The 24,494-nt window shown below is 45.5% G+C and carries 25 protein-coding genes, 1 tRNA gene and 1 riboswitch; of the genes, 20 read left to right on the top strand and 6 right to left on the bottom strand.

Annotated elements, in window-relative coordinates; translation table 11 throughout:
* Positions 1 to 13 precede the first annotated feature (13 nt).
* From ctaD to ADA01nite_RS01755, 9 genes are all read left to right on the top strand, one after another.
* A complete protein-coding gene (gene ctaD, locus ADA01nite_RS01795) occupies positions 14 to 1,654 on the top strand; it encodes a cytochrome c oxidase subunit I (RefSeq protein ID WP_146808185.1) in 1,641 nt (546 codons plus the stop codon).
* Positions 1,655 to 1,669: 15 nt separating this feature from the next.
* A complete protein-coding gene (locus tag ADA01nite_RS01790) occupies positions 1,670 to 2,617 on the top strand; it encodes a COX15/CtaA family protein (RefSeq protein ID WP_146808184.1) in 948 nt (315 codons plus the stop codon).
* A gap of 27 nt (positions 2,618 to 2,644) precedes the next feature.
* Complete coding sequence (gene cyoE, locus ADA01nite_RS01785; protein ID WP_146808183.1) at positions 2,645 to 3,586, top strand: heme o synthase; 942 nt, start codon at positions 2,645 to 2,647, stop codon at positions 3,584 to 3,586.
* A 36-nt stretch (positions 3,587 to 3,622) separates the two neighbouring features.
* Positions 3,623 to 4,252, top strand: a complete 630-nt coding sequence (locus tag ADA01nite_RS01780) for a hypothetical protein (RefSeq protein WP_146808182.1) — start codon at positions 3,623 to 3,625, stop codon at positions 4,250 to 4,252.
* Between the two features lie 139 nt (positions 4,253 to 4,391).
* Entirely contained in the window at positions 4,392 to 5,000 is a 609-nt protein-coding gene (locus ADA01nite_RS01775; protein WP_146808181.1) for an SCO family protein, read from the top strand.
* 88 nt (positions 5,001 to 5,088) lie between these two features.
* Positions 5,089 to 6,009 (top strand): 50S ribosomal protein L11 methyltransferase, encoded by a 921-nt coding sequence (locus ADA01nite_RS01770; protein WP_170230076.1) that lies wholly within the window; start codon positions 5,089 to 5,091, stop codon positions 6,007 to 6,009.
* A gap of 100 nt (positions 6,010 to 6,109) precedes the next feature.
* Positions 6,110 to 6,949: an amino acid ABC transporter substrate-binding protein gene (locus ADA01nite_RS01765; RefSeq protein ID WP_146808179.1), complete on the top strand. Its 840-nt coding sequence runs from the start codon at positions 6,110 to 6,112 to the stop codon at positions 6,947 to 6,949.
* A gap of 13 nt (positions 6,950 to 6,962) precedes the next feature.
* Complete coding sequence (locus ADA01nite_RS01760; RefSeq protein WP_146808178.1) at positions 6,963 to 7,640, top strand: amino acid ABC transporter permease; 678 nt, start codon at positions 6,963 to 6,965, stop codon at positions 7,638 to 7,640.
* Positions 7,641 to 7,655: 15 nt separating this feature from the next.
* Positions 7,656 to 8,402 (top strand): amino acid ABC transporter ATP-binding protein, encoded by a 747-nt coding sequence (locus tag ADA01nite_RS01755; protein WP_146808177.1) that lies wholly within the window; start codon positions 7,656 to 7,658, stop codon positions 8,400 to 8,402.
* A 208-nt stretch (positions 8,403 to 8,610) separates the two neighbouring features.
* Here ADA01nite_RS01755 and ADA01nite_RS01750 read toward each other — a convergent pair whose 3' ends face one another.
* The gene (locus tag ADA01nite_RS01750; protein WP_146808176.1) at positions 8,611 to 9,057 is read right to left on the bottom strand and encodes a PilZ domain-containing protein; all 447 of its coding nucleotides are present in this window, start codon (positions 9,055 to 9,057) and stop codon (positions 8,611 to 8,613) included.
* Positions 9,058 to 9,378: 321 nt separating this feature from the next.
* Here ADA01nite_RS01750 and ADA01nite_RS01745 point away from each other — a divergent pair, with 321 nt between their 5' ends.
* The 3 genes from ADA01nite_RS01745 to ADA01nite_RS01735 all read left to right on the top strand — a co-directional run bounded on the left by ADA01nite_RS01745 (position 9,379) and on the right by ADA01nite_RS01735 (position 12,266).
* Positions 9,379 to 10,620: a PucR family transcriptional regulator gene (locus ADA01nite_RS01745; protein ID WP_146808175.1), complete on the top strand. Its 1,242-nt coding sequence runs from the start codon at positions 9,379 to 9,381 to the stop codon at positions 10,618 to 10,620.
* Positions 10,621 to 10,856: 236 nt separating this feature from the next.
* The gene (gene ald, locus ADA01nite_RS01740) at positions 10,857 to 11,990 is read left to right on the top strand and encodes an alanine dehydrogenase (RefSeq protein ID WP_146808174.1); all 1,134 of its coding nucleotides are present in this window, start codon (positions 10,857 to 10,859) and stop codon (positions 11,988 to 11,990) included.
* Positions 11,991 to 12,195: 205 nt separating this feature from the next.
* A tRNA-Thr gene (locus tag ADA01nite_RS01735) sits at positions 12,196 to 12,266 on the top strand.
* A 112-nt stretch (positions 12,267 to 12,378) separates the two neighbouring features.
* On the opposite strand, the gene ADA01nite_RS01730 is transcribed toward ADA01nite_RS01735, so the two are convergent.
* The 4 genes from ADA01nite_RS01730 to ADA01nite_RS01715 form a co-directional block, all read right to left on the bottom strand.
* On the bottom strand, positions 12,379 to 12,936 hold the full coding sequence (locus ADA01nite_RS01730) for an NYN domain-containing protein (protein ID WP_146808173.1): 558 nt from the start codon (positions 12,934 to 12,936) through the stop codon (positions 12,379 to 12,381).
* Positions 12,937 to 13,129: 193 nt separating this feature from the next.
* A complete protein-coding gene (locus tag ADA01nite_RS01725) occupies positions 13,130 to 13,546 on the bottom strand; it encodes a site-specific integrase (protein ID WP_146808172.1) in 417 nt (138 codons plus the stop codon).
* 227 nt (positions 13,547 to 13,773) lie between these two features.
* Positions 13,774 to 13,929, bottom strand: a complete 156-nt coding sequence (locus tag ADA01nite_RS21865) for a hypothetical protein (RefSeq protein WP_170230075.1) — start codon at positions 13,927 to 13,929, stop codon at positions 13,774 to 13,776.
* 11 nt (positions 13,930 to 13,940) lie between these two features.
* A complete protein-coding gene (locus ADA01nite_RS01715) occupies positions 13,941 to 14,126 on the bottom strand; it encodes a hypothetical protein (protein WP_146808170.1) in 186 nt (61 codons plus the stop codon).
* Positions 14,127 to 14,978: 852 nt separating this feature from the next.
* Here ADA01nite_RS01715 and ADA01nite_RS01710 point away from each other — a divergent pair.
* From ADA01nite_RS01710 to ADA01nite_RS01690, 5 genes are all read left to right on the top strand, one after another.
* Positions 14,979 to 15,248 (top strand): PilZ domain-containing protein, encoded by a 270-nt coding sequence (locus tag ADA01nite_RS01710; protein ID WP_146808169.1) that lies wholly within the window; start codon positions 14,979 to 14,981, stop codon positions 15,246 to 15,248.
* 188 nt (positions 15,249 to 15,436) lie between these two features.
* Positions 15,437 to 15,520, top strand: a riboswitch (cyclic di-GMP riboswitch).
* A 40-nt stretch (positions 15,521 to 15,560) separates the two neighbouring features.
* Complete coding sequence (locus ADA01nite_RS01705) at positions 15,561 to 16,625, top strand: diguanylate cyclase (protein WP_146808168.1); 1,065 nt, start codon at positions 15,561 to 15,563, stop codon at positions 16,623 to 16,625.
* Positions 16,626 to 17,335: 710 nt separating this feature from the next.
* Complete coding sequence (locus tag ADA01nite_RS01700; protein WP_146808167.1) at positions 17,336 to 17,788, top strand: Lrp/AsnC family transcriptional regulator; 453 nt, start codon at positions 17,336 to 17,338, stop codon at positions 17,786 to 17,788.
* A 20-nt stretch (positions 17,789 to 17,808) separates the two neighbouring features.
* A complete protein-coding gene (locus ADA01nite_RS01695) occupies positions 17,809 to 18,273 on the top strand; it encodes a DUF6884 domain-containing protein (RefSeq protein ID WP_146808166.1) in 465 nt (154 codons plus the stop codon).
* A 130-nt stretch (positions 18,274 to 18,403) separates the two neighbouring features.
* Complete coding sequence (locus ADA01nite_RS01690; RefSeq protein ID WP_146808165.1) at positions 18,404 to 19,063, top strand: class I SAM-dependent methyltransferase; 660 nt, start codon at positions 18,404 to 18,406, stop codon at positions 19,061 to 19,063.
* 971 nt (positions 19,064 to 20,034) lie between these two features.
* On the opposite strand, the gene lplT is transcribed toward ADA01nite_RS01690, so the two are convergent.
* Positions 20,035 to 21,240: a lysophospholipid transporter LplT gene (gene lplT / locus ADA01nite_RS01685; protein ID WP_218029521.1), complete on the bottom strand. Its 1,206-nt coding sequence runs from the start codon at positions 21,238 to 21,240 to the stop codon at positions 20,035 to 20,037.
* Between the two features lie 318 nt (positions 21,241 to 21,558).
* Between lplT and ADA01nite_RS01680 the strand changes: the two genes are divergently transcribed.
* From ADA01nite_RS01680 to ADA01nite_RS01670, 3 genes are all read left to right on the top strand, one after another.
* Positions 21,559 to 22,602 carry a DctP family TRAP transporter solute-binding subunit gene (locus tag ADA01nite_RS01680; protein WP_246147186.1) on the top strand — a complete coding sequence of 348 codons (1,044 nt, stop codon included), beginning with the start codon at positions 21,559 to 21,561 and terminating at the stop codon, positions 22,600 to 22,602.
* Positions 22,603 to 22,665: 63 nt separating this feature from the next.
* Positions 22,666 to 23,211 carry a TRAP transporter small permease gene (locus ADA01nite_RS01675; RefSeq protein ID WP_146808164.1) on the top strand — a complete coding sequence of 182 codons (546 nt, stop codon included), beginning with the start codon at positions 22,666 to 22,668 and terminating at the stop codon, positions 23,209 to 23,211.
* The gene (locus ADA01nite_RS01670) at positions 23,192 to 24,463 is read left to right on the top strand and encodes a TRAP transporter large permease (RefSeq protein WP_146808163.1); all 1,272 of its coding nucleotides are present in this window, start codon (positions 23,192 to 23,194) and stop codon (positions 24,461 to 24,463) included. Before ADA01nite_RS01675 ends, ADA01nite_RS01670 begins: the two co-directional genes overlap by 20 nt.
* Positions 24,464 to 24,494: the final 31 nt, after the last annotated feature.

The raw sequence follows: 24,494 nt of genomic DNA, 5'->3' as shown, positions 1-24,494 counted from the left end.
AGGAGTGAAGCGTATGGGAGCTACTGCCACTGCCGAAACGAAAAAGCCATCTTTTGTCAGAGACTGGTTGCTTACCGTCGATCATAAGAAAATCGGAATTATGTACGGCGTTGCGTGTTTGTTCTTCTTCTTTATCGGAGGAGCGGCGGCGCTCGTTATCCGTACTGAACTGCTGACACCGGGGATGCCGGATGTAGTGCCGCAGGCTGACATGTTCAACCAGATGTTCACTATGCACGGCTCCATTATGATTTTCCTGTTTATGATTCCGATGCTCACCGCAGCGTTCGGGAACTATCTTGTTCCGATTATGATCGGGGCACATGATATGGCGTTCCCGCGGATGAACAACTTGGCCTTCTGGTTGTTTGCGCTGGGCGGTGTGGTGTTCTTGAGCAGTTTTTATTTTGGAATGCCGGATATCGGTTGGACCGCGTATCCACCCTACAGTATCCAGTCGCAAGGTCTTGGCCTTGATATATGGGTTTTAGGGGTGCATATTTTAGGTATTTCTTCAATCCTTGGTGCTATAAACATTATTGTAACAGTATTTAATATGCGTGCTCCGGGAATGACATTCAACCGTCTTCCACTGTATGTATGGTCTTCATTAATTACAGCGTTTATCCAGCTGTTTGGTACGCCTGCACTGGCGGGCGCTATTACGACGTTGTTGTTCGACCGTCATTTCGGTACGCATTTCTACGATGCGTCCGCCGGCGGAGACCCGATGCTGTACCAGCACCTGTTCTGGTTCTATTCCCATCCGGCGGTATATATCATGGTGATTCCGGCGATGGGGATCGTATCGGAGATTATTCCGGTATTTGCACGGAAACCGATTTTTGGCTATCATGCGATTGCTTACTCGTCAATCGCCATCGGTTTCTTAGGTTTTCTGGTTTGGGCACACCATATGTTTGTGGCGGGCATGCCGCTCGCAACGGGGATTCCGTTCATGGTAACCTCGATGATTATTGCGGTGCCGTCCGCGATTAAGATTTTTAACTGGCTTGCCACGTTATGGCGAGGTTCCAACTGGTTTACCACGCCGATGCTGTTCGTTACCCTTGGATTCATAGGGATGTTTACCATCGGAGGACTTGGCGGCATCTTTCTTGCAGCGGTACCGGTTGATATGCATATGCATGACACGTATTTCGTTGTCGCCCACTTCCACTATGTATTGTTCGGGGGAAGTATGATGGCGGTACTGGCTGGTATCTTCTACTGGTTCCCGAAGATGACCGGCCGTATGTACAATGAGAAACTTGGCAAAATCGTATTCTGGATGTATTTCATTGGTACGAACCTGACGTTCTTCCCGATGCATTACATCGGTATGATGGGCATGCCGCGCCGCGTATTCCAGTACGACCCGGCTAATGGTATGCAGATTGCCAATCAGATTGCGACGTTTGGTTCGTATCTGGTTGGTGCAGCAGCAGTAATGATGGTGGTTACAATTGTAGTTTCTTTAAGAAGTGGTGCAAAGGCTCCCGCGAATCCGTGGGGCGCACAAACGCTCGAGTGGACGGTGTCTTCACCTCCGCCTGAACACAACTTTATCGAAATGCCGTATGTAACCGCTCCGCCGTACGAATTCGGCGAAGCAGAAGAAAATTATACGTCTCAAAAGTCATTTGGAGCGTAAAGAAGGGGTGTAACAATGGGATATCGCTTACCTTTCGTGACGACTATCGCCACCTTTCTGCTGCTGATTGCTGGAGCGCTCGTTGTAGGGTTTGACGCCGGATTGGCATGCTCCGACTGGCCGCTGTGCAACGGGCATATTATCCCGCCGTTAGAAGGGAAAATCATCATAGAATATACGCATCGCTTGTTATCTACCGGAATAGGGTTTCTTATGCTGGCCAATCTGTATTTCGCGTGGCGCAAACGAAAGGAAAGCCCCATTGTGCTGAAACTGGTTCTGCTCTCGTTTGTTCTGCTGCTGTTTGTGGCGGTGCTTGGCGGCATCAATGTACTGAAGAAGCTGCCGCCTGGCTTTACCGCAATGGATACAAGCTTTGCCATTCTTCTGTTCTCGACATTTGTCGTACTGACAGGAGTAACGCTTGCGAACTTCCGTAAGAAGCAGGGCGAATTCCGAGAGGACAGACAGGTTCGCGCCATGTTCAAACCGGCCCTGATCGCTGCGATTGCTATCTATATCGAATACGTGCTGGGTGCATTTATCAAACACAGCGACGCCGGTCAGGTGTGGGTAAACGGCAAAATGAATTTGCTGAATAATATCATTTCCACTCCGGCTATCGCGACAACGCTGATGTACGTGCATGTGTTTGCTACTTTGCTGATTGTATTCTCGTCACTGTGGCTGTACTTCTACGCGCGTCTGCGCAAAGTGATGAAGAACCAGGCAGTTACGCTGCTCATTCTGCTTGCGCTTCAGCCGATAACGGGATTCATCACGGTGGTGGCGCATCTTGCCGTTATTACGAATGTTATTCATATGACGATTGCCGCCCTGATGATGGCTCTTGCGGTGTTTATGGTCGTAGAAGCAAAATTGGGAGCAAACTTGCTCCTTACAGCCGACAAAGACAGCAAAGTCGTATCCGGCAGTAAACAATCAGCTGTAAATCTTGGCTAACGCTACTATATGCAGGGAGGTTTTGAAATGGGTACGCCTATTTCTGAAAAAAATATGTACGAAAATCCAGCCAGCCGTGTAATGGAGCCGGGTCCGCTTTCCGAAGCGAAACCGAAAGGCGACTGGCGCGATTATGTATCGGTAACGAAAGTTGGTATTGTAGTCTCTAACCTAATGACGCTGTTTGCAGGTATCTGGCTTGCCGCCGACGGTCCGCTTCCCGTGGATACGGTACTGATGGCGATGCTGGGCTCTGCGCTTGTAATTATGTCAGGCACTTGCCTAAACAACTATATTGATCGTGACCTTGACCAGCTTATGGCGCGTACGAAGACAAGAGCGCTGCCGGAAGGACGGTTAAATCCGCAAAATGTAATGATTATGGGCTTTGTTTTCGGAATTGCGGGTTCTGTCATTCTTCTTCTCATCAATACGCTGACGGCCGTACTTGGTCTTGTGGGTTTGTTCTTCTATGTTGTGGTGTATACGATGTGGACAAAGCGCACGACGACGCTGAATACGCTTGTAGGCGCTGTTTCCGGAGCGATGCCTCCGATGATGGGGTATGCGGCGATTTCCGGTACGGTTGACATGACGGCTTGGGTGCTGTTCAGCATCCTGTTCATCTGGCAATGCCCGCACTTCCTGGCACTGGCGATGCGCCGGGCGGAAGATTACCGTGCCGCAGGATTTCAGATGCTGCCGTCCGTTCGCGGATTTGCCGTAACGAAACGTCATATTCTCCGCTATACGGCCGCTCTTGTGCTTGTATCTATTATGCTGTACGCGCTCAGCGAGGTAGGTATGGTATATCTTATCGGCATGGCTGTACTCGGTATCGGATATGTCATCTTAAATATGACGGGTTTCTTTGCGAAGGATGATATCAAGTTTGCACGTAATTCATTCGTTTATTCGCTGGTCTACGTGATGATGTTTACGGTATTGATTTTGATTGACCGGGTATAATTTTCCGTCTTACGGCGGGATGGAGGAGGTATGAGCATGGCTGTGCATGCAGGGGAAGAACATGCGCCGAAGAAAGGCATCAAAGATAACGGCTTGCTGGGCGTATGGCTCGGATTGATTTCGTTTACGTTTACATTTGCCGTGTTTATCGTATCGAATGTGTACCTGCGCGGCTGGTCGCCGGACGTATTTAACGTTACGCTGCCGGCCGACGTACAGGATTTAGTCAATTATAATGTTCTTCTATTGGTGGCGCTGGGAGTGCTCACTCTGGCCGGCGGTATTAGCTACAAGAAGCGCAAAGACGGCCTTGCATTCGGTTTGCTTGCGCTGGCGATGATTGCCGCGATCGGCTATGTGGTGATTGACTGGTCCCTTATCCAGAGCTACCGGTCGCTTGGCCCGGCAGCCTGGACCGCCTATGTCATTGTGCAGGCGATTATGGAAATTCTCGTTCTTATTTGCATCGTGCTCTACCTCCGTGCGTTTTACTTCAAGATGCGGAACAATGAAAAAGCGCTTAATCGTTTCATCCCTGGAGCGACAGCTGTATGGATATATACAGTAATCATGGGGTTATTTGTTTTCATCCAATGCGATTTGATCGAAATCGGTCAGTTTGCCGAGTGGTGCGGGATTAAGCTCTCGCAGCTCGGTAAATTATAACGGGGAGGGAACGGCATGGGCATCATTTTTTATGCGCTTGGCTATATCGTATTTCCGTTCATTCTGTTTTTCATCTTTATGTACCTTTCCAGGCTGACAACGAGGGAATAGGACGACGGCAGAAGGAGTTGGGGGAGCCATGGCTTCGGTCTTGAAACGCTATTGGTTTGTCGTGGTAGCGGGCGTGCTTATCGCGGCGGTTCTCCTTACGATTGTCTATCAGTTATGGTGGGGGGCCAGCAAGCTTCCGACGCTTGATCGGGCCCCTTCCTTTACGATGTCGGACATGTACGGAAAACCCGTTGCATTGCGTGATTCCGATGGCAAGGTGCGCCTCGTTTCTTTCCATTATACACATTGCCCGGACGTATGCCAGGCAACGAATTTTAACTTGATCCGGGTACAGCAAAAGCTGAAAGAACAGGGCGTTCTCGGCAGTCAGGCGCTGTTAATGACAATCACGTTCGACCCGAAGCGGGATACCGGACAGGTGCTGCAGCAGTATACGGCAGCCCGGGGGATTAAGCCGGACGGCTGGATGTTTCTGCGCGGTACGCCTGAGGAAACCAAACAGGTTTTGGAAGGGTTTAAGGTGTTTGCAGAAGATCAGGGAAACGGCATCTTTATGCATTCGAACGAACTTTTTCTTGTAGACGGTAATCAAAACATCCGCGCCATTTATAAGATGGGCAGCGGTATGAACAATGAACAGATTGTCGATGATATTAACAATTTACTTGATGATTAGTGACGAAAACCTCTTATCGCAGGATAGGAGGTTTTTTATACTTAGGTTTGAAGAAAATACAGGAAGAGAAGAAAGGGGATACGAAAAGATGCAGTGGATTGAATACCAGCTTGTATTTCCGGCGGAGACGGATACGGAATCGGTCATGTATCTGCTCGGTGAAAAGGGATTTGCGAATAGCTGGGTAGACGCGCCCTTGGAAATTCTGCGCATTCCGGACGGCTACGATTATGCGGTGAAAGATACGGACGTTACCGTCATTACATATGAAGCGGTAGAAGAAGGCGCGGATATCGAAAAGGAGGCAGAACAATCACTCGCAACGCTGCACCGTGAACTGGCTCCGTTCGGCATGCGGGAGAGCAGATGGAAGGAACCTGAACTACAGCACGCAGACGATTGGAAGGCGCACTTTGATATTGAAGAAATATCCGATGAACTGGTATTAATACCTGTATGGAAAAAAGAAGAGGCAGCAGATAAATATTCGCAGCCATATCGGATAATATTTGAGCCCGGGGGCGCATTCGGCACGGGCAAGCACGGCACAACCCAGAGTTGCCTTCGTTTTATCGAGCAAATGAACCTGGAGAGAAAGAATGTGCTGGACATCGGTGCGGGATCGGGTATCTTGTCCATTTACTGTGAGATGCGCGGCGCGGCTTCTGTACTGGCAGTTGACATTAATCCATCTTCACCGTCAGAAATTGAATATATGGCTTCGTTAAATGGAGTGAGAGCTCCGGAGGTGTATGTGGGGGACGGCAACACTCTGCTTGGAGAATCGTTGTACGATCTTATCTTAATCAATATAGGAGGAGAAGAAGCGGTTCGTCAGGTGGACACCTGTCTTCGGCTTATTCGAGCGGATGGCATGCTTATCGTTTCCGGGCTTGTAGAATGGGCGGAAGCGGACGTACGGAAGGTGTATGAAGAGCGGGGATGCATTCTTAAGAAACGGCAGGTAGACGAAGAATGGATTACATTGCTATTTGAGGTAAAGAAATAAAGGGCCGTCATCTGTAATGATATATTGACATTTTTCGATAATCGCATTACTATCGTAGCAGAAAATTATTAATTCCGATTAAATAACTGGGGGATTAAACATGAAAAAAGTAGGCATACTTTTTATTTTTCTACTTATGTTTGCATTGACTCTAACTGCTTGCGGCGGAAACAATGCCGGACAGGAGCAGGGAGGCAAGCAAGAGCAAACAGGCGGCAGCCAGGAGCGGAAGGCGGACAATCTGCTGGCGCAAATTAAATCAGAAGGCAAAATTAAAATCGGAACAGAAGGTACGTATGCACCGTTCACGTTCCATGACAAATCCGGCAAGCTGACAGGCTTTGATGTGGAAATCGCCGAAGAAATTGCCAGGCGCCTCGGCGTAAAGCCGGAGTTTATTGAGACGAAGTGGGACGGCATGTTTGCCGGACTGGATGCAAAGCGTTTTGACATCGTAGTGAATGAAGTCGGAATCCGCGATGATCGAAAGAAGAAATATGACTTTTCCGACCCTTATATCGTATCCAAAGCCGTTCTTATCGTACACGAGAGCAATCATGATATTAAGTCGTTTGCCGATTTGAAAGGAAAGAAAGCCGGTCAATCGCTTACCAGCAATTTGACCGACATCGCGAGAGCAAACGGAGCGGAGATTGTACCGACGGACGGATTTAACCAGGCGATCGATTTGCTTGCGGCAAAACGAATTGACGCGACTGTAAATGATGGACTATCTTTCCTCGATTTGAAAAAGCAAAAACCGAAAGTGCCGGTTAAGAAAGTCGCTGAGCAGCCGAAAGGTTCACAGAGCGGTGTGCTGTTCCGCAAAAACAATCCAGAGCTGGTAGAAGCGGTAAATAAAGCGCTGGCCGATATGAAGAAAGATGGCACATACCTGAAGATTTCGAAAAAATGGTTTGGCGCCGACGTCTCAAAATAACAGGTGAAAGAGAATGGATGAACGAACCCAACAAATTATTACGATTCTCTTAGATTCTTTCTGGCCTATGCTGGTGGCGGGAATTAAAGTTACCATACCGCTTACTTTAATTTCTTTTACGCTTGGTTTAATTCTTGCTTTGCTTACGGCGCTTGCACGTATTTCGGGCATCAAACCGCTTGCGGCCATCGCACGCTTTTACGTATGGGTGATTCGTGGAACGCCGCTGCTTGTTCAACTGTTCATTATCTTTTATGGTCTGCCGAATCTCGGTATCACGCTTGATAGGTTTGTAGCGGCGGTTATCGGTTTCACGTTGAGCGTGGGCGCTTATAATTCGGAAATTATGCGGGCGGCAATCCTTTCGATTTCAAAAGGACAGTGGGAAGCAGCTTATTCTATCGGCATGACACGACGCCAGGCCCTAAAGAGAATTATTTTGCCGCAGGCGGCCCGTGTTACCGTGCCGCCGCTTGGCAATTCGTTTATCAGTCTGGTTAAGGATACATCGCTTGCCGCAACTATTACGGTAACGGAGATGTTTCAGACCTCCCAACAAGTGGTAGCAGCGACGTATGAGCCGCTCTGGATCTACATTGAGGTGGCCGTTATTTATCTACTGTTCAGCACCGTGCTTTCTGCCCTGCAGAACTCGCTTGAACATCGATTTGAACGGTATGTTCAGAAGTAAGATGGAGGCTGTGCGATGATTGAAGTTAAGAATCTGCATAAACGATTTGGAAACCTGGAGGTATTACAGGGAATCGATATGAAGGTGAAGAAGGGGGAAACCGTGGTAATTATCGGTCCCTCCGGCTCAGGCAAGACAACGCTGCTGCGCTGTTTGAACCTGCTTGAGATTCCTACTGCAGGCGAGATTACATTGGGCAATCGTCATCTCGTTTTTACAGAGAGCGTGAAGATTAAAGAACAGGACATAATTGCTTTACGGAAACAGACAGGCATGGTATTTCAAAACTATAATTTGTTTCCACATATGACGGCGGCAGAGAATATTATGGAGGGGCAGGTAACGGTGCTTGGCCGTTCCAGGGATGCCGCGCGTAAGAGGGCGCTGGAATTGTTGAGAAAGGTAGGGTTGGAGAACCGGGCGGAGATGTATCCGCATCAGCTCTCAGGCGGACAACAGCAGCGGGTAGGAATCGCACGTGCAATGGCGATGGATCCGGACGTCATTTTGTTTGATGAACCTACCTCGGCATTGGACCCTGAGCTTGTAGGGGAAGTGCTGAAGGTAATGAAAGAGCTGGCCGCTGAAGGAATGACGATGGTGGTTGTTACCCATGAGATGAACTTCGCCCGCGAAGCGGCGGACAAGGTGATTTTCATTGATGGGGGGCGCATTGTTGAAGAAGGGCCGCCTGAACAGATTTTCGAAAACACGCAGCATGAACGGACGATGCAGTTCTTAAGTAAGATAACGAATATATAAAAAACTGCTATGGTTTTGCAGCCGCAACCCCGGCGTGAAAATCATGGGAAGGGCGGCTGACTTTAGTGGTACGAAGGAAAAGAGAGGAGAGAACGAGACAATGATTTCAATGTGGAAAAAGGCGAATGCCTTTTTCTTCTCCGGCTCTTTTTTCTCTTCTTTCTTTTCGCATGATTTTCACAGAAAAAGAAGTCTCCTTTTTGTATCATTATGAAGATTTGCTGTTTGGGTTGAATTTTTCAAGCTCTTCATTTGTCGCAAACCGGCAGCCGCCGACGATAGGGGTACGGCGCAGGCGAATGGCTAGTAATTGCAGAAGCGGAATCAGTTCCGTGTATGTGCCCTCATCGAGTGTGAATTTGACACCGTATTCATAAATGCCCTGCTGATCACGCAGAATTTTACGTACAATATAGCCGGGAAGCTGTAAGGTCTTATTCATGATTTCTGTTTCGAATTCGAGAATAACCTGAGGGGTAGCAGGCAATCTCACATCAGAGACGAAGCGAAGCCCTCCCGGACTGATGTCCTCGATTAGTACCTGTGCTTTTCCGGTTTCAATGGCGTTTTCTTTAATGCGGATAATGGTGACATCGGAGCTAAGCGGATGGGGGAGCGGCAGACGAAAAAATTGGCGTCGATTCTGTTCTTCCAAAGCTGTTCACAGCCTCCTCAACTTTTTCTTGACTAGCAACGCTGTACCGTGATATATTCTTTTTGCATCGATTTTATATATTTTATGTAATAACTGCTTTTATTTTACCATCAAAATAGGTAAAATGTTGAATTTTTTTAGCGAATGTGGCAGAATCGGCAGACACGTTAGATCAGGATGTAGTGGTAGCAATGCCATGAAGTCGGATTCTCTATCTGCACCAGTATATTTCCATATATAGGGTACTTAAGTCGCTGTATAAGCGGCTTTTTTTCGTACGTATATAATTAAAAATGGACGAAGCGAGAGGTGAGAACGAGCGTGGAGGCGTTTGAAGAGTTTTCCGATTTGATGGAGCTGGCGGACATGATTACGGAGCGAGTGGGAAATCCGATTACCATTGAAGATATGAATCACCATGTGATCGCTTATAGTACGCATGGCGATGCAACAGATCCGGTGCGCGTTCAAACGATTATGAAACGTAAAGTTCCCGAAGAAGTGCTGATTCGCTTCTGGAAAGACGGGGTTATCCAGGCGCTCATGTACAGCGATGAGCCGGTGCGTGTACCCGCCGTCAAAGAAGTAGGACTCAACAATCGGGTAGCCGTGTCCATTCGCCGCGGCCAGGAAGTATTCGGTTACATCTGGGTACAGGAGGCGGTTCGACCTCTGGACGATAAAGATCTGGAAGTGTTGAAACGTGCGGCCCGCCTTGCATTGCCGCGCCTGTTGCACCGCAGGGATCGGCACGCCAAGCAGGAGGAGAAACGGAACCAGTTCTTCTGGCAGTTGCTCTCACGCAGTGCAGGAGAGTCCCTTGATATCGAGAAAACGGCAGCTCAGCTTCGTCTTCATCTGCCGCCTGTCATGGTGGTACTTATTCTGGAAACACGCTGCTCGGATGAACTGTGGAACAATATGCAAAAAGAACTCAGTTATCTGTTTAGCAATCTGGGTGAGTTTTTTCCATTCCGTTATCGTCCCTTGTGGACGTTTGACGACAGGCAAGTGATTGTTTTGGCTGGTTTGGAAGAAGGGGAGCGGGAGAGAGCGGAAGAGGCCAGTAAGACGTTTATTCACCAATTACGCAAGCGGCTTACGCGCCGGTTCGGCAGCGAGACAATGGCAGCTGCATATGGCGAGCCCGTCACCGATCCTTCAGAGGTGTGGCTCAGTTACCAGCAGGCTCTGGAAGTGATGCAGATTAAAAAAGCGCTGCCGGATGAACTGCAGACGGTGGAAGGGTATCAGGAACTGGGTATATACCGCCTGTTTCCAAGGCTTAAGCAGTGGAACCGACAGATGAAGTATCATAATCCCAAGCTTGAACGCATTCTGGCTTATGATACAGAAAATCAGGGGAATCTTCTTGAGACGCTGGAAATTTTTCTTGATAATACAGGAAAAATCAATCAAACGGCAAAGCAACTGCACATTCATCCCAACACGCTCGGCTATCGCCTGAAACGCATTTGTGAAGTGGGCGATATCGATTTGAACAATCCGAATGACCGTGTTATGCTGTTTTTGGATATTAAGCTGCGAAAATATAACAATTAAAGGAATCTCTTCAATCGAGGGATTCTTTTTTATTTCTGGGAAAACCTATAGATAAAGAATGAAGACGGTTTATGAAATACCCTGTTGTGGAAATCCACAAACAAGTAAAGGGAATTTTTAAGCTTTCATACAAAGAAAAATTCATTAAAAAGCCATAAAATATAAAATAAGTAGACATGCATGCAAACTGTATGGATAGACAGTGGGTTCCTGATGAATACAAGGAGGTTATAACGATGATTATTGGTGTACCGAAGGAGATAAAAAATAACGAAAACCGCGTAGCCATTACACCGGCAGGCGTAGCGACGCTTGTACAGGCCGGACACCAGGTGCTCGTGGAGACAGAAGCCGGACTTGGCAGCGGATTTACCAACGAAGAGTATATAAGCGAAGGCGCAAAAATTGTGGAAACAGCCGGGGAAGCATGGGCAGCCGATATGGTGATGAAAGTAAAAGAGCCGCTGGCAGAGGAGTTCCAGTATTTCCGCGAAGGATTGGTTCTGTTCACGTATCTTCACCTTGCTCCAGAAGCGGCACTTACCAAAGCGCTTGTAGAGAAGAAAGTAACGGCAATTGCATATGAAACCATTCAGCTTGACAACGGTGCACTGCCGTTGCTTATGCCGATGAGCGAAGTAGCTGGACGTATGTCCGTTCAGATTGGCGCGCAATTCCTTGAGAAATCTAAAGGGGGGAAAGGTGTACTGCTCGCCGGCGTACCTGGTGTAGATGCCGGTCGCGTAACGATCATCGGCGGCGGTATCGTGGGTATGAACGCGGCAAAAATCGCGCTGGGCATGGGCGCAAAAGTGACTCTGCTTGATATTAACCCGGATCGCCTGCGCCAACTGGATGACCAGTTCCAGGGCCGCATCCAAACATTAATGTCCAATCCGTACAACATCGCAAAAGCTGTAAAAGAAGCGGACCTGCTTATAGGTGCGGTTCTTATTCCGGGTGCGCGCGCACCTCGCCTTGTTACGGAAGAGATGGTAAAAGCGATGGAGGCGGGTTCTGTTATCGTGGACGTAGCTATTGACCAGGGCGGATCCATTGAGACGATTGACCGCGTAACGACACACAGTGAACCGACTTATGTGAAGCACGGCGTGGTTCACTATGCGGTAGCCAATATGCCGGGCGCCGTAGCCCGCACATCTACAATGGCGCTAACTAACGTAACGGTTCCGTATGCGCTGCAAATCGCAAACAAAGGCTATGCAAAAGCATCGCTTGAAAACCGTGCACTGGCTCGCGGTATCAACGTAGTGGACGGCAAAGTAACGTACAAAGCGGTAGCTGATGCATTGGGCTATACGTATGTAGACGTAAACGATATTTTAAATAACGGAACGGTAACTGTATAGTAACGGCCTTAAAAAACGATAGCACCGCACCTATGCGCCGGTGCTATCGTTTTTTAGCAAACCACCATGGCTTTTCAGCCGCAACCCCGATATGAAAGTGATGGGAAGAGCGGTTGATTTTTTGGATATGAAGGAAAAAGATTTAATGGAGAAAATGCTTGATTTTCAATTGGTTTTTTTATAAAATAGAACTTGTCGGTGATGAGCTCCCATAGTTAAACGGTATAACAGGCCACTCGTAATGGTCAATTCGTGGTTCGATTCCGCGTGGGAGCACTGCCATGAAACCCTTGATATCACTGGGGTTTGAAAAGAAAAAGGCTGTCCTTTTGGACAGTCTTTTTTTGTGCTTGTGTGCCAATAGTGTGCCAACTTGATTTTTTGTGTGCTATCTCTTCCACGAATTAATCATGTTTTGATTGATTAATTTTCGTGCATCCACCATGTCGAGAAGTTCGTCGTGAGGTAAGCATCCGTCTTTATCGGAGTAGAACAGTGTAATGTGCACACCTTCTGATTTAGCGATTTCAACTGCTGGCAAGAAGTCGCTGTCACCAGTAAGCAAGGCAGCGTGCGTAATTAACCGTTTTGTGCTATGCATAACTAAATCAGTAGCAAGATAAACGTCTACGCGTTTTTGTTCGTAGATGGCTCTTCCTTCATCATCAATTCCCCGGAAAGCAAGTTTTCCTTCCCGTACCGTGAAGCAGTCTAAACGATTTAATTTTCTAAAAAATTTTTGCGCATTTGAGAATTGAGATTTTTCCTCTTCGGTAGGTTTCGAAGATTGGAAAGGCAGACAGTGGTAATAGTATGCTCTGATAAGAGGATGATCGGCAGCCATAGTCTCTCCAAGTTTGCTGTAATCAATTTTAGCTCGTCCGAATTTCATCAAAACATTATCTAAATATCCTCCATCAATAAATAATGCAATCCGATTTGACAAACATCTCCCCCCTAATTTAAGCACGAAAAAGGAGGATGCCGAAACATCCTCCTTTTTCCGTTCTCTTGTCCTACCATCCTTTAAGAACAGTAGCGATTAATTCTGTTTATAGTATACACATTTTTGTTGACCGAGTAAACATATTTTTCTTCGTTTGGTTTTGTTTAGTATTGTTGAGTATTGTTGCATAGGGTTAACCGAAGAGCATGTTCTCCAATTTTTCGGCAGCCTTTTTCTGCATATCTGATAATACGTGAGAATACGTGTCAAGGGTAAGTGTGATGCTTTCGTGACCCAATCGCTCGAATACCATCTTCGGGTTTTCGCCAGCTGCTAAGAGAAGGGTAGCGCATGTATGCCGCAAGTCGTATAACCGGATATTTTTAAAGCCGGCATGCTTCAATAGAGGCTTAAAACTGTGATTGGTTAGGTTGCTCAAATTCATTGTCTCCCCGTTATCTACAGCGAATACAAAATCGTGATTGTGGTATGCTGCACCTAACTTGAGTCGTTGTTCTGTTTGACGAATCTTATGCTCTTTCAGTACGTCAATCGCTGTTTCCGGAAGGGGAATGGTACGCCGGGAGCGTGATGTTTTCGGTTCATCCAGGCGCCAGCCTTTGCCTTGCCGAACAACGTGCGCTGAATGTGAATTTTACCATCTTTGATGTCTCCCCATTTCAGTCCGAAAGCTTCGCCTGGGCGCATACCAGTCGTCAGCAGCAGCATATAAGTGCATGCCGGCGATCGTATACGGCTGCCTCAAGGAAGATGCGTGCTTCTTCTGGTGTAAGGACATTCATTTCTTTCCGTTCCTTGCGAGGTAAAACCACATGCTCACACGGATTCTTCGGGATCATGCCCCATTTTACTGCTTGAGACAATGCCGATGAAAAAATGACGTGCGGGCGTCGAATCGTGGCAGGAGCAATCATGCTCTTCTTGGTACGCTTTATACACAGATTGGATGGTAAGTGCATTCAGCTTGTTCAACTTGTATTCTCCTAATGTAAGGACGAATGTAGAGACGCAACTCCTTTTTTGTATCCTTCAAATGTCTGCGGACGAACCTTTCCCTTAGCTGACGTTTCCAGCCAGTGATCGAGGTGTTCGTTAACGGTCATCTTGGCCGGTTCCTCAAACGTCCCTAAGTCTTTTTCGCGCAATACAGCATGTGAACTACTCGCCACTTAGCTAACGCTTGAAGTGGGAGCTTCTCAACTCCTCGACGAAAGTACTCTTTCGTCTCCTTGAGCGTTACTTCGGACAGTTCCTGCCCTAGATGTCCGACGATTCGGGGTTCTTTCTTACCTTGGATATTTTACGCATGGAAGGATTAGCTTGGTTTTCGCATTTTTATTTCTCCATGCAACCCTATATATCCAGTTATCAAAGAACATCATAGGTTGATTTTATCAAAATGTCGGACAATTGAACAGGCAAAGCCTGTCCTTGTCCGAAGCCAATTCATCTCCCACTTTCACTGGTGCTGTCGCACCTTCACGTTTAGAAGCGGGAGACTTCTTGGCTGAAAAGTTAAATACAAGCATGATAAACGTGTACGTGAAAGGGGATAAAGTATAGCGTCCCTCTCCTCATTCTTCCCTCTCTTTTCCTTCGTACCACAAAAGTCAGCCTCTCTCCCATCATTCTCATGACGGGGTTGTGTCTGAGATGCCATGATGGTTTTCTGTTGACCATTGGCGACTTTTCATGTTCTGTTCCCCTGGTTATACCGAAAGGAATACCTTTACGCATTTTATCGTCAAGTTTTAGATTGGCGCGCTATAAAAACAATTTCATAGTATAGTATTACTATAGAAACGAAATAAAATTAATACTATTTTACTATTTACTGAACTTTTGTTAAAATGTTTATGACGTAGTCAACGTGGTAAAGAGAACAAATGGGTTAAAATTTTTTTGAAATAAATATAGAATATTACAGTAAAGTGATGGTTAATTTTACTTAAAATACAAATAAATAAGTTCGAGTTTTAGAAATATTACTTTTTTATCTTGTTATAAAGGGATGATAGAAAGTGCGGTATAGACGAAACGAAGGTTTCAGAATCGAATTTAACTCACCTGTAAATGCAACATTTCAAATCAAGCGTTCTGATAACCATGACCAGTCATTAGATGATGAAAAAGGTAAGATATTTATTCATGATATGAGCTTAAAAGGAGCCAAGCTGTCGACGTCTACACCAGCACAATTGAAAAATATTGGAGATAGAATTAAAATTCATTTTACGCTAAATGAGGAGACATTTTCTTTAGAGGGTATATTGTATGGAAAAGAGAAATAAATAAAAAATGGTTCTATGGTCTTTCTTTTAATGAGGAAAGTTATTCACAGCGTGAGTTATATGATGAATTGAAAACATTTGTTCATAACAATAAAGGCCATATAGGAAATTAACTATATAAACAATAGGAGAATTCAGAAGTAAATATGCTTTTATTTGGATGTAAAATTGCACAATCACATATTATCTTAAGATAAAGGAGCAAAGAAAAGTTACCTGTATTTGGGCGCTTGGGTAGCTTGGAGCTAGTAGCGCAACCGACCAGCTTATAAAAACTGGTCTTTTTTATTGAGGAAAAGGAGAAAAGAAATTATGCTCAGAGAATTTATTGCAAATGGTTCGCTCATTATATCAGGTTTATTTCTAACTGGGCATTTATTCAAGCATTATCCAATCCATTCTGCTGTATCGATAAAAGAAAAAACGCTGGTAGGTATGTGCCTGGGTATAGTAGGAGTTGGGCTTATGTTATTTTCCATTCATATTTCTCCTACTACTATTGCTGATTTACGTCATATTCCTGTTGTTATTGCAGCGCTATATGGAGGAGCGTTACCTTCTATTTCCTCCGCCCTTATCGTCATTGCGGGAAGGCTTTTTTTATTTCCCTTCAGTCAAGCTTCAATTGTAGCATCTCTGGGTATGCTTATCATCGGTGTCGTTTGTGGAGAATTTTATAAAATGAAACTTTCATCAAAAGTAAAATTTTGGATAATGAATATTTTTTCATTGTTTATTCTCAGTATCGCCTTATTTATAAATGTCGATGACAAGAGTATTTATTTAGAAATTATTTTGTATCATTGGACCATTTCTGTTGCCGCTGGCTTTGCTTCTTTATATGTTATTACCTATATAAATAACTATAACCAGATGGTTCAAACATTAAAAGAGCAAGCAACGACAGACTTTTTAACCGGATTACATAATGTACGTCAATTCGATCAATTATTTTATCATTATATTAATGATGCAAAAAAACATAATAAACATCTTTCTCTTTTGCTAATTGATATTGATTTCTTTAAAAACATTAATGATACATATGGACATCTGGAAGGGGATAGAATCTTAAAAGAAGTTGGGGAGATTCTTTGCCGTACTTCTCGTAGCATTGATATTGTTTCGAGAAACGGAGGAGAAGAGTTTTCTATTCTTCTTCCCAATTGTTCTTATTCGCATGCTTTAGAAGTTGCAGAGAGGATCCGTTCAGGTATTGAACAGTATACTTTTATACTCAGCAACGGAATGAAGATTCCTGTTACAGTATCGATAGGGGTCGCCACTTATCCAGACACAGACAGTGATGATTTATACTATCATGCTGATCAAAAGCTTTATCAAGCAAAAGAAAATGGAAGAAATAGGGTGTGCTAGAGTTGCTTAAAAAATGATCCAACACCAAAATAAAACTCCCTGCTCTTTAGCCCCCTAGAGAAGTTGGACACTAAGAGTGTGTTTTGATTGCACTTATGGTGACAGAGGTAAAAAACAAGTGGTGAAAGAAGCAAAAGAAATCGGAAATCTAGCAGCTGTTGCTCGCCGGTATGAGTTATCGGCTAACATCTTGATATTTCCCCAATGATGAACGAACAAATAAAAAGGCTAGAAGAACGGGCGAAATGGCGTCAAAAAAAGCCGCAATGCACAAGGGTACATTAACGGCTTAGCACTTATCAAATGTTCGCACAAACAGCATACCACACGTTCGCGTGTGATGGCAAGCTTAAGGAAGACCACATAAAAAACGGACAGATAAATTTTATATCATAATTGAAATTGACGTATCATGCCCGGGTGAACCTATAAATTTCCGGGTTTTGAACTTTTTGTGATGTCTTTTTTGAAGCAGCGCACGCCACAATTCAGGTTCAGTGTATGCGGTCTGACAACGCATTTTTTTGGCGAACCGTATTTCACTTATGAAAAGAATCAAATCGATTGCCTGGTTACATAGAAAGTGCGGTGGGCTAGCGGGGTTCAACTTTAGTTCTACGGATTCAAAAACAGGAAAATTCCATGACTCTAGACATCTTTATCCGATAAACGAATATAAAATACAAGCGGATAAAGCGGGGAGTTAATTAATGAGGGAATTAGATAAACTAGACAAAGAAATAATAATGCTGCTACAGGAAGATGCTCGTTATTCCAATACCTTTATCGCTCAAAAATTAGAGGTAAGCGAGGGGACTGTTAGATCAAGGGTTAATCGAATGTTGGAAGAGCAGGTATTTGAGTTTGTTATACATAGCAAGCCAGAGAAAATTGGACTAAGCGTATCAGCCATTATTTTTATTTGTACAGAGCTTGGTTATCAAGATAAAGCGGCCAATGAACTTAGCAGACAACCTGAGGTAAGGTTTGTAAGCGTTTTTTCAGGTCCGTATGATTTAATTATCCAGGCGTACTTTTCATCTAATGATAAGCTCGTGGAATTTATCAATCAAAAATTAAGTAATATAGAAGGAATTTCGTCCGTTAGTGTATCCATTGAGTTGAAAAAATATAAAGATAGCTTTAATTATGCGGAATTTTAGGATGAAGGGAAGCAGGAAGAATGAAAAAAAGATTGTGTATCACTCCCTGTGGTGCGGCCAAGATATGGGACAAGCACCCGGAATTGGGGGGCGTCCAGGCAAAAGATGCTTATATCAGTCCATTTGGTACGGCCTGTCATACATACGCTGATATATTCTTCGAACATTGGGTCATTCTTTCAGCGAAACACGGCTTTTTATTTCCGACCGACATTGTTCCAGGCAATTATGACCTTGCTTTTAATTCCGGCAGCCCGGACGTTATTACAGTAGAAGCTCTTAAGCAGCAGGCTGCAGAGAAGGGGCTTGATGTATTTGAGGAAATTGTCGTCGTGGCCGGGAAAAAGCACATCAAAGTTGTGCAGCAAGTATTCGGTGCTAACAGAGCGTACCGCTTTCCGCTTCAGGGCTGCAGGGGCATCGGGTACATGCTGCAGAAATTGAACGACGCTATCCAACAAAATAAGGAAATCGAGGGCGAATAAAAGAGCAGGTTATAATCTCCTATTGAATTGCAGGAGATTTTTTAGCTATAATTAAACAGATTAAGTTAATGCGAATAATAAACATTTTGGTTTATTTGCATATAATGAAGGAAAAATAGGAGGCGCTGTCATGGAAGAACGTGACGTGCAATTTAATCATGTGTTTGAACAATGGGCCGATGAATACGACCATACGGTATATTCCAGGGAAGGAGAATATGCCGAGGTTTTCGAGGGATATGAACAAATTCTGCAGCAGGTGGTAGACGAATTGAAGCTGCCCCCGGGCAGTCGTGTGCTTGAGATTGGGGTTGGAACCGGCAATCTGACCGAGCGGCTGCTGAAGCAGGAGTGGGAAGTGTACGGCATTGATCCGTCTCCGGATATGCGAAGCATTGCAGAACAGAAACTGCCGGATTTTACGGTTAGGGACGGACACTTTCTCTCGGTCCCTGAGGAGATCGGCCAGGTGGACGGTATCGTCAGCACATACGCGTTTCACCATCTTACGGATGAACAGAAAGCGCGTGCCATCCGGCAGTTAGCCGATAGGTTAAACGAAGAGGGTGTCATCGTGTTTGCAGATACGGCATATGCCGACGAAGAAGCCAAGCATGCCATCCATCAGCGGGTCAGAGAGCAGAAAGCGTTCGCATTGCTAGAAGATTTAAAGACGGAATACTACACACAGGTGCCGATTCTGCAGCGTATATTTGAGGCGGCGGGGCTTGTATTTTCCGCCCGTCCCTTGAATCGGTATGTCTGGTTATTTACTGGGAAAAAATCATGAGGAAAGAAGGAGAGAAAGAGGAAATGAGATCCAGGGAAGAAAAAGGCCCTTGCCTTTTTCTCCATTGAAATCATCCCCTCTCTCTCCTCTCTCTTTTCCTTCATGCCGCAAAAGTCAGCCGCCCTTCTATTGATTTTCATGCCGGGGTTACGGCTGAGAAGCCATGGTGGTTTTGTATGCCAAGTTTCAAATGGTATATTATGTGGAATTTTGTAGAAAAACTATAGTTGATTTAGCAAAAGCCTACATAAATAATCGTAAAGTCCCTCGTTCATTTAAAAAAATTAAGGTACATTGGATAAGGAATACAGACTGCAACAAGACGATATACACCGCGGAGATAATCACATTAATTACAGTGGACCTATATACATATCTATACCATTTTGGACTGCGGGAGAAAACGACATGGCAGCATACTGGAGTTATTTTGGGATCTTTATGCTTTCTCTTATCGGATTGGGGCTGTTTTATCGCAATACGGTAAAGAACAGAATGGTGTCTTTTTATTTTTTGTTTTTTGCGTTTACAACGTACAGCCTTCTTTGCAATCTATATTTTCACCTGCCGCAAAGTGGTTATTTTATAACCTTTTATATAGCTCAAAGTTGGTTCGTTTTCTCCTACCTATTAAAAAGCAAGAAACGTCGGGAGCCGGTACGTAAAAAGCAGCGGGCAAAGATACCGGTTTCATTCCCTCAAGAAGAAACAAAAAATTATGCTGCGCAATGAGCGTAAGACATTGTAAAGATGGAGCGGGATAACAGTGCCCGCTTTTTTTTCTGTGAAAATCATGAGAAAAGAAGGAGAGAGAGGAAATAAGCTCCAGGGAAGAAAAAGGCGTTCGCCTTTTTTCTCATTAAAATCCTCTCCTCATTCCTTTCTCTCTTTTCCCTCGTACCACAAAAGTCAGGCGCCTTTCCCACGATTTTCATGTCGGGGTTGCGGCTGAGATGCCATGGTGGTTTTGTTTATAGCGTACGACCGGTGCTTTCGATAGAGAGTACGCTCGAAGCTATCAGCTTTTTCTTCAGGAAATGAAGATAGAGCACGAAACCGAGCAGAACCAGACCGACCGTCACAATCGAGACGGGAGCGGTGACGCCTGCTCTGGTTGCGCCTGTATAGATGCCCATGCCGATCAGCATCATCGTATTGTTAATGAAATTCTGTACTGCGATTGCTTTCCCTGTCCCGCTTAATTTATGTCCTTCATCCTGCAGCACCGTATTCATCGGTACGATAAATGCGCCACCCATAAAGCCGATCGCCATCAGCACCGCAATTGTCAGATACAGATCGGACATGAAAACCGAAGCAACGACAAGGAGAGCCATCATGAGGCCATACAGGTATGAGCGATAATACTTGTGCGCCGGGATTAAATACGGGGTCGCAAGCGAGCCGATAATGATACCTACGCCCGTTACAGCGACAAGCATCGAAATTTTGTCCAGCGACGTGATGCCCAGCATGAGCGGAATCCAGGCGATAAATGCAAAGCGGAGCACCGTGGATGACATCCAGAATGAACTGGTACCTACCAGGGAGAACCGGCATTTTGGATTCGAGAAGAACAGCTTCACATCAGAAATAAAGTTCCTAAGCGCTCGGTTATAGCGAATGGATGAATTCCCTCCCGTCCTGGGGATTGCGAATGTTCCGGCGATGGAGACGAGGTATAGTCCGATACAGACGGCCATCGACCAGAACAGCGAGTATTCCGCAAGCATCCCTCCCGCTACTGACCCGGCGAGAATAGCAAAAATTGTATATCCTTCAATTTTGCCGTTTGCCTTGAGCAGAGCCTCTTTGCTGTTAGTCAGCTCGGGTAGAATACCGTATTTGGCCGGGCTGTATGTTACGGCACCGATACCGACCACCAGATAGCTAAGTACCGGTGAGAGTCCGGTCATCATCAGAAGAATGCCGGTAGCTTTGACGGTATTGCCCACAAGCAGAACCCAGGACTTGGCGTTACGGTCGGCGAATGGCCCGACGAATGGAGCGCATACGACATACGCCAGCAGAAACGCTGATTGGACCAGCCCGATATAGAAACCGGGATACCCCTCCTGGCGCATGATGGCAAGCACGATAAAGATAATCATGTTGTCCGCAAAAGCGGACAGAAACTGTGTAAAATACAGAGCTTGCAGCGGTGGGATTCGCATCATTCGTTTCCTTTCTCAGGACTCTGCCCATTGTTTTAATGTGGCGTGCTCAATTTTATTTTTTAGAAAATTATACCAACCGACGCGTTTTTCTACAATTCTTTTTCGTATATAAGTCGAAAGTTTGTAGGTTTTTGCCTATTTCTGTAGGTTAAATACACAAACAAAATGAACAAAATTATAACAAAATGAACAAAAATTGTTTTTTGTTTTTTTCAAAAATAAAATAATGTTCAGAAATGAAAGCGCTTCACAGTATAAAAAAGGAAAAAAGTTATACTTGAAGCAATATAAAAGAAATGGGTAAGAGGGGGAAAAAAGTTGAAAAAAGTAGTAGCAGTACTCATGACGATTGTGATGGCGGTCCTGCTTGCGGCCTGTGGCGGCGGAGAGAAAAAGGCGGCAGATGCTAAACCGGCGAGCGGCGGCGAAGAGAAGAAAGACGCCATCGTCATCAAATTCTCGCACGTTACTTCGGTTGACAGTGTAAAGGGAAAAGCGGCACAGAAGTTCGCTGATCTGGCGGCAGAAAAAACAGGTGGAAAAGTGAAAGTTGAAGTCTATCCGTCTTCGCAGCTATATGGTGACAAAGAAGAGCTGGATGCGCTCGTATCCGGAAACGTGCACATGATTGCGCCTTCCGTTACCAAAATGGTAAAGCTCGATCCGCGCTGGCAGTATGTGGACATGCCCTTCCTGTTCAAAGATCGTGAGCACGCTCTGAAATTCTTTGAGAGCGACCTGGCAAAACAACTGCTGAACAGCGAACAACTGGTAGGCAATGACATTATGGGTCTGGCTTTCTGGGAAAACGGATTCAAACAATTCACAAACAACAAAAAGCCGCTGAAAGCACCGGCCGATTTCAAAGGCATGAAATTCCGTGCACAAGCAGGTAAAGTGCTGGAAGGACAATTTAAAGCGCTGGGAGCAGGATCTGCGACAATTGCATTCGGTGAAACGTATGCGGCTCTGCAGCAGGGTACGGTAGACGGACAGGAAAATACATTCAATAACATTGACACGCAAAAATACGAAGAGGTACAGAAGTACCTGACAGTGAGTAATCATGGACGTCTTGACTATGCGATTTTCGTAAACAAGCCGTTCTGGGATAGCATGCCGGAAGAGGTTCGCACAAAAGTGGAAGAAGCGCTGAAAGAAGCGACCGAGTATGAATGGAAGCTGGCTAGTGAAGACAACGACAAGAGCTTCGAAAACCTGAAGAAATCCGGCAAAATGCAAATTACTGAGTTAAACGATGCTGAGCGCGCTGAGCTGGAAAAAGCGCTGCAGCCGGTATACGACGAGTTCAAATCCGTTATTACGCCTGAATTAATCGATGGAATTAAAAATCTGAAATAGAGTTAGAGAGAAAGGGCACTACGTCGTTAGTGCCTCTTCTTCTGTAAGAAAGGGGGAACAAAAATGAAGGGCTTGAAAAAAGCGTGGGACTTATTCGAAGATATTGCAGCTAGTTCATTTTTGTCCGTTGGTATCGTTCTTATCTTTTACGGTGTGCTAATGCGCTATATTTTTAACGAGCCGAAAGCCTGGGTGGAAGAGGTGGCCAACTATACAATCGTATGGGGCGCACTGCTGGGCGTTCCGGTAGCTCTACGCAATAATCACCACATTCAAGTGGATATGCTATACGATAAACTGCCGCGCGGAATGCAGCGTGTGGTAGATATTTTTGCAAATCTCATGGGAATTCTATTTTGTGTCTTTTTTACGTATTACGGTTATGTTTTGGTGGCGAAGCGGTATACGTCCGGCATGGTATCGATGGACGTCGGCATTCCGATGTGGATAGTCTATTTGATTCTTCCTATCTCCGGCATCATGTTTCTGCTTCGCTTTATAGAGAAACTTATTCAAGCGATTCGTGGAGAGAAAATCGTAAATACGGTTGACATGGTAGAGATTCCAAAGGAAAAGGAGGATGCACCGCATGGTCCTCACGCTGTTTAGTAGTTTTCTCATCCTTATGCTGCTGCGGGTACCGATCGCCATCAGTCTGGCTTTGGCTACTGTAGCCGTATTGATGCAATCTGATTTTAATATGAACATGGTGCCGCAGCGGATGTTTGCGGCGCTCGATTCGTTCCCGCTGATGGCGATTCCGGGTTTCGTGTTAGCCGGTGTTATTCTGGCACGCGGCGGGATTTCCAAGTATTTAATTGAGGCCTTGCGCAAATGGGTGGGGCATCTGCCGGGCGGGCTGTCTGTCGTCACGATTCTTGCCTGTATGGTATTTGCGGCCATTTCCGGTTCCAGTCCGGCGACGGCTGCCGCGATCGGATCGATCATGATTCCGGCGATGGTCAGCGCGGGCTATGATAAAAAGTATGCAATGGGTCTTGTGGCTGCATCAGGTACACTGGGTATTCTGATTCCACCAAGCATCCCGCTCATTATCTATGGCATTACAGCTGAGGAATCCATTGGGAAACTATTTATGGCTGGTGTTATTCCGGGTCTATTGTTAGGCGGTGTGCTGATTATATCTGCTATTTTTTATGCTCGCAAACACGGCTACGGAAGCGATGAAAAAGCTTCTATGGAAGTTCGGATGAAGACGTCATTGAAAGCGTTGTGGGGTGCGTTTCTGCCTATCTTAATTCTGGGCAGCATTTATACCGGTGTGGCAACGCCGACAGAATCGGCCGTTATCGCAGTTGTATATGGCTTGATCGTTTCGGTTGTGATTTACCGGGAAATGGGACTTAAGGACGTTCGCCCGATTCTGGTAGAAACGATCAATATTACGTCGATGATTTTCCTGATTATTGCCGCTGCCAGCCTGTTTGGTCTGTATCTGACCAACGAACAGGTACCGCAGCAAGTAGGGGCATGGATCGCGGAAAGCGATATGAACAAGTGGACGTTCTTCCTTATCGTCAACATTTTGTTCTTTATTATGGGAACCTTCCTGGAAGCGGTCTCGATTATTCTGATTACGCTGCCGATTTTGCTTCCCATTATTGATCATCTCGGCATCGATCCGATTCACTTCGCCATCGTCATGACTGTAAATATGGAGCTGGCGATGATTACGCCTCCGGTCGGTTTGAACCTGTTTGTCGTGGGCGGTATCGCAAAAGAGAAGCTTGAAGTCGTCGTGCGCGGGGTGATTCCTTTTATCATTTTATTTCTCTTCGTACTGGCGTTCTTCGTTATCTTCCCGCAGCTCTCTCTCTGGTTGCCGAACATGATGCAGTAGTATATTGCATGAAAAAAAGACGAGAGTTTAT

The organism is Aneurinibacillus danicus, assembly GCF_007991215.1.
In the GTDB taxonomy this organism is placed as follows: domain Bacteria; phylum Bacillota; class Bacilli; order Aneurinibacillales; family Aneurinibacillaceae; genus Aneurinibacillus; species Aneurinibacillus danicus.
Note: the sequence above shows the minus strand (reverse complement) of the source record. Positions and strands in the feature narration are given on the sequence as shown.

Bases quoted from the DNA above. Each gene is read 5' to 3' on its own strand.
- ctaD (WP_146808185.1), top strand. From the start codon at position 14: ATGGGAGCTACTGCCACTGCCGAAACGAAAAAGCCATCTTTTGTCAGA.
- ADA01nite_RS01790 (WP_146808184.1), top strand. From the start codon at position 1,670: ATGGGATATCGCTTACCTTTCGTGACGACTATCGCCACCTTTCTGCTG.
- cyoE (WP_146808183.1), top strand. From the start codon at position 2,645: ATGGGTACGCCTATTTCTGAAAAAAATATGTACGAAAATCCAGCCAGC.
- ADA01nite_RS01780 (WP_146808182.1), top strand. From the start codon at position 3,623: ATGGCTGTGCATGCAGGGGAAGAACATGCGCCGAAGAAAGGCATCAAA.
- ADA01nite_RS01775 (WP_146808181.1), top strand. From the start codon at position 4,392: ATGGCTTCGGTCTTGAAACGCTATTGGTTTGTCGTGGTAGCGGGCGTG.
- ADA01nite_RS01770 (WP_170230076.1), top strand. From the start codon at position 5,089: ATGCAGTGGATTGAATACCAGCTTGTATTTCCGGCGGAGACGGATACG.
- ADA01nite_RS01765 (WP_146808179.1), top strand. From the start codon at position 6,110: ATGAAAAAAGTAGGCATACTTTTTATTTTTCTACTTATGTTTGCATTG.
- ADA01nite_RS01760 (WP_146808178.1), top strand. From the start codon at position 6,963: ATGGATGAACGAACCCAACAAATTATTACGATTCTCTTAGATTCTTTC.
- ADA01nite_RS01755 (WP_146808177.1), top strand. From the start codon at position 7,656: ATGATTGAAGTTAAGAATCTGCATAAACGATTTGGAAACCTGGAGGTA.
- ald (WP_146808174.1), top strand. From the start codon at position 10,857: ATGATTATTGGTGTACCGAAGGAGATAAAAAATAACGAAAACCGCGTA.
- ADA01nite_RS01705 (WP_146808168.1), top strand. From the start codon at position 15,561: ATGCTCAGAGAATTTATTGCAAATGGTTCGCTCATTATATCAGGTTTA.
- ADA01nite_RS01700 (WP_146808167.1), top strand. From the start codon at position 17,336: ATGAGGGAATTAGATAAACTAGACAAAGAAATAATAATGCTGCTACAG.
- ADA01nite_RS01695 (WP_146808166.1), top strand. From the start codon at position 17,809: ATGAAAAAAAGATTGTGTATCACTCCCTGTGGTGCGGCCAAGATATGG.
- ADA01nite_RS01690 (WP_146808165.1), top strand. From the start codon at position 18,404: ATGGAAGAACGTGACGTGCAATTTAATCATGTGTTTGAACAATGGGCC.
- lplT (WP_218029521.1), bottom strand. From the start codon at position 21,240: ATGATGCGAATCCCACCGCTGCAAGCTCTGTATTTTACACAGTTTCTG.
- ADA01nite_RS01675 (WP_146808164.1), top strand. From the start codon at position 22,666: ATGAAGGGCTTGAAAAAAGCGTGGGACTTATTCGAAGATATTGCAGCT.
- ADA01nite_RS01670 (WP_146808163.1), top strand. From the start codon at position 23,192: ATGGTCCTCACGCTGTTTAGTAGTTTTCTCATCCTTATGCTGCTGCGG.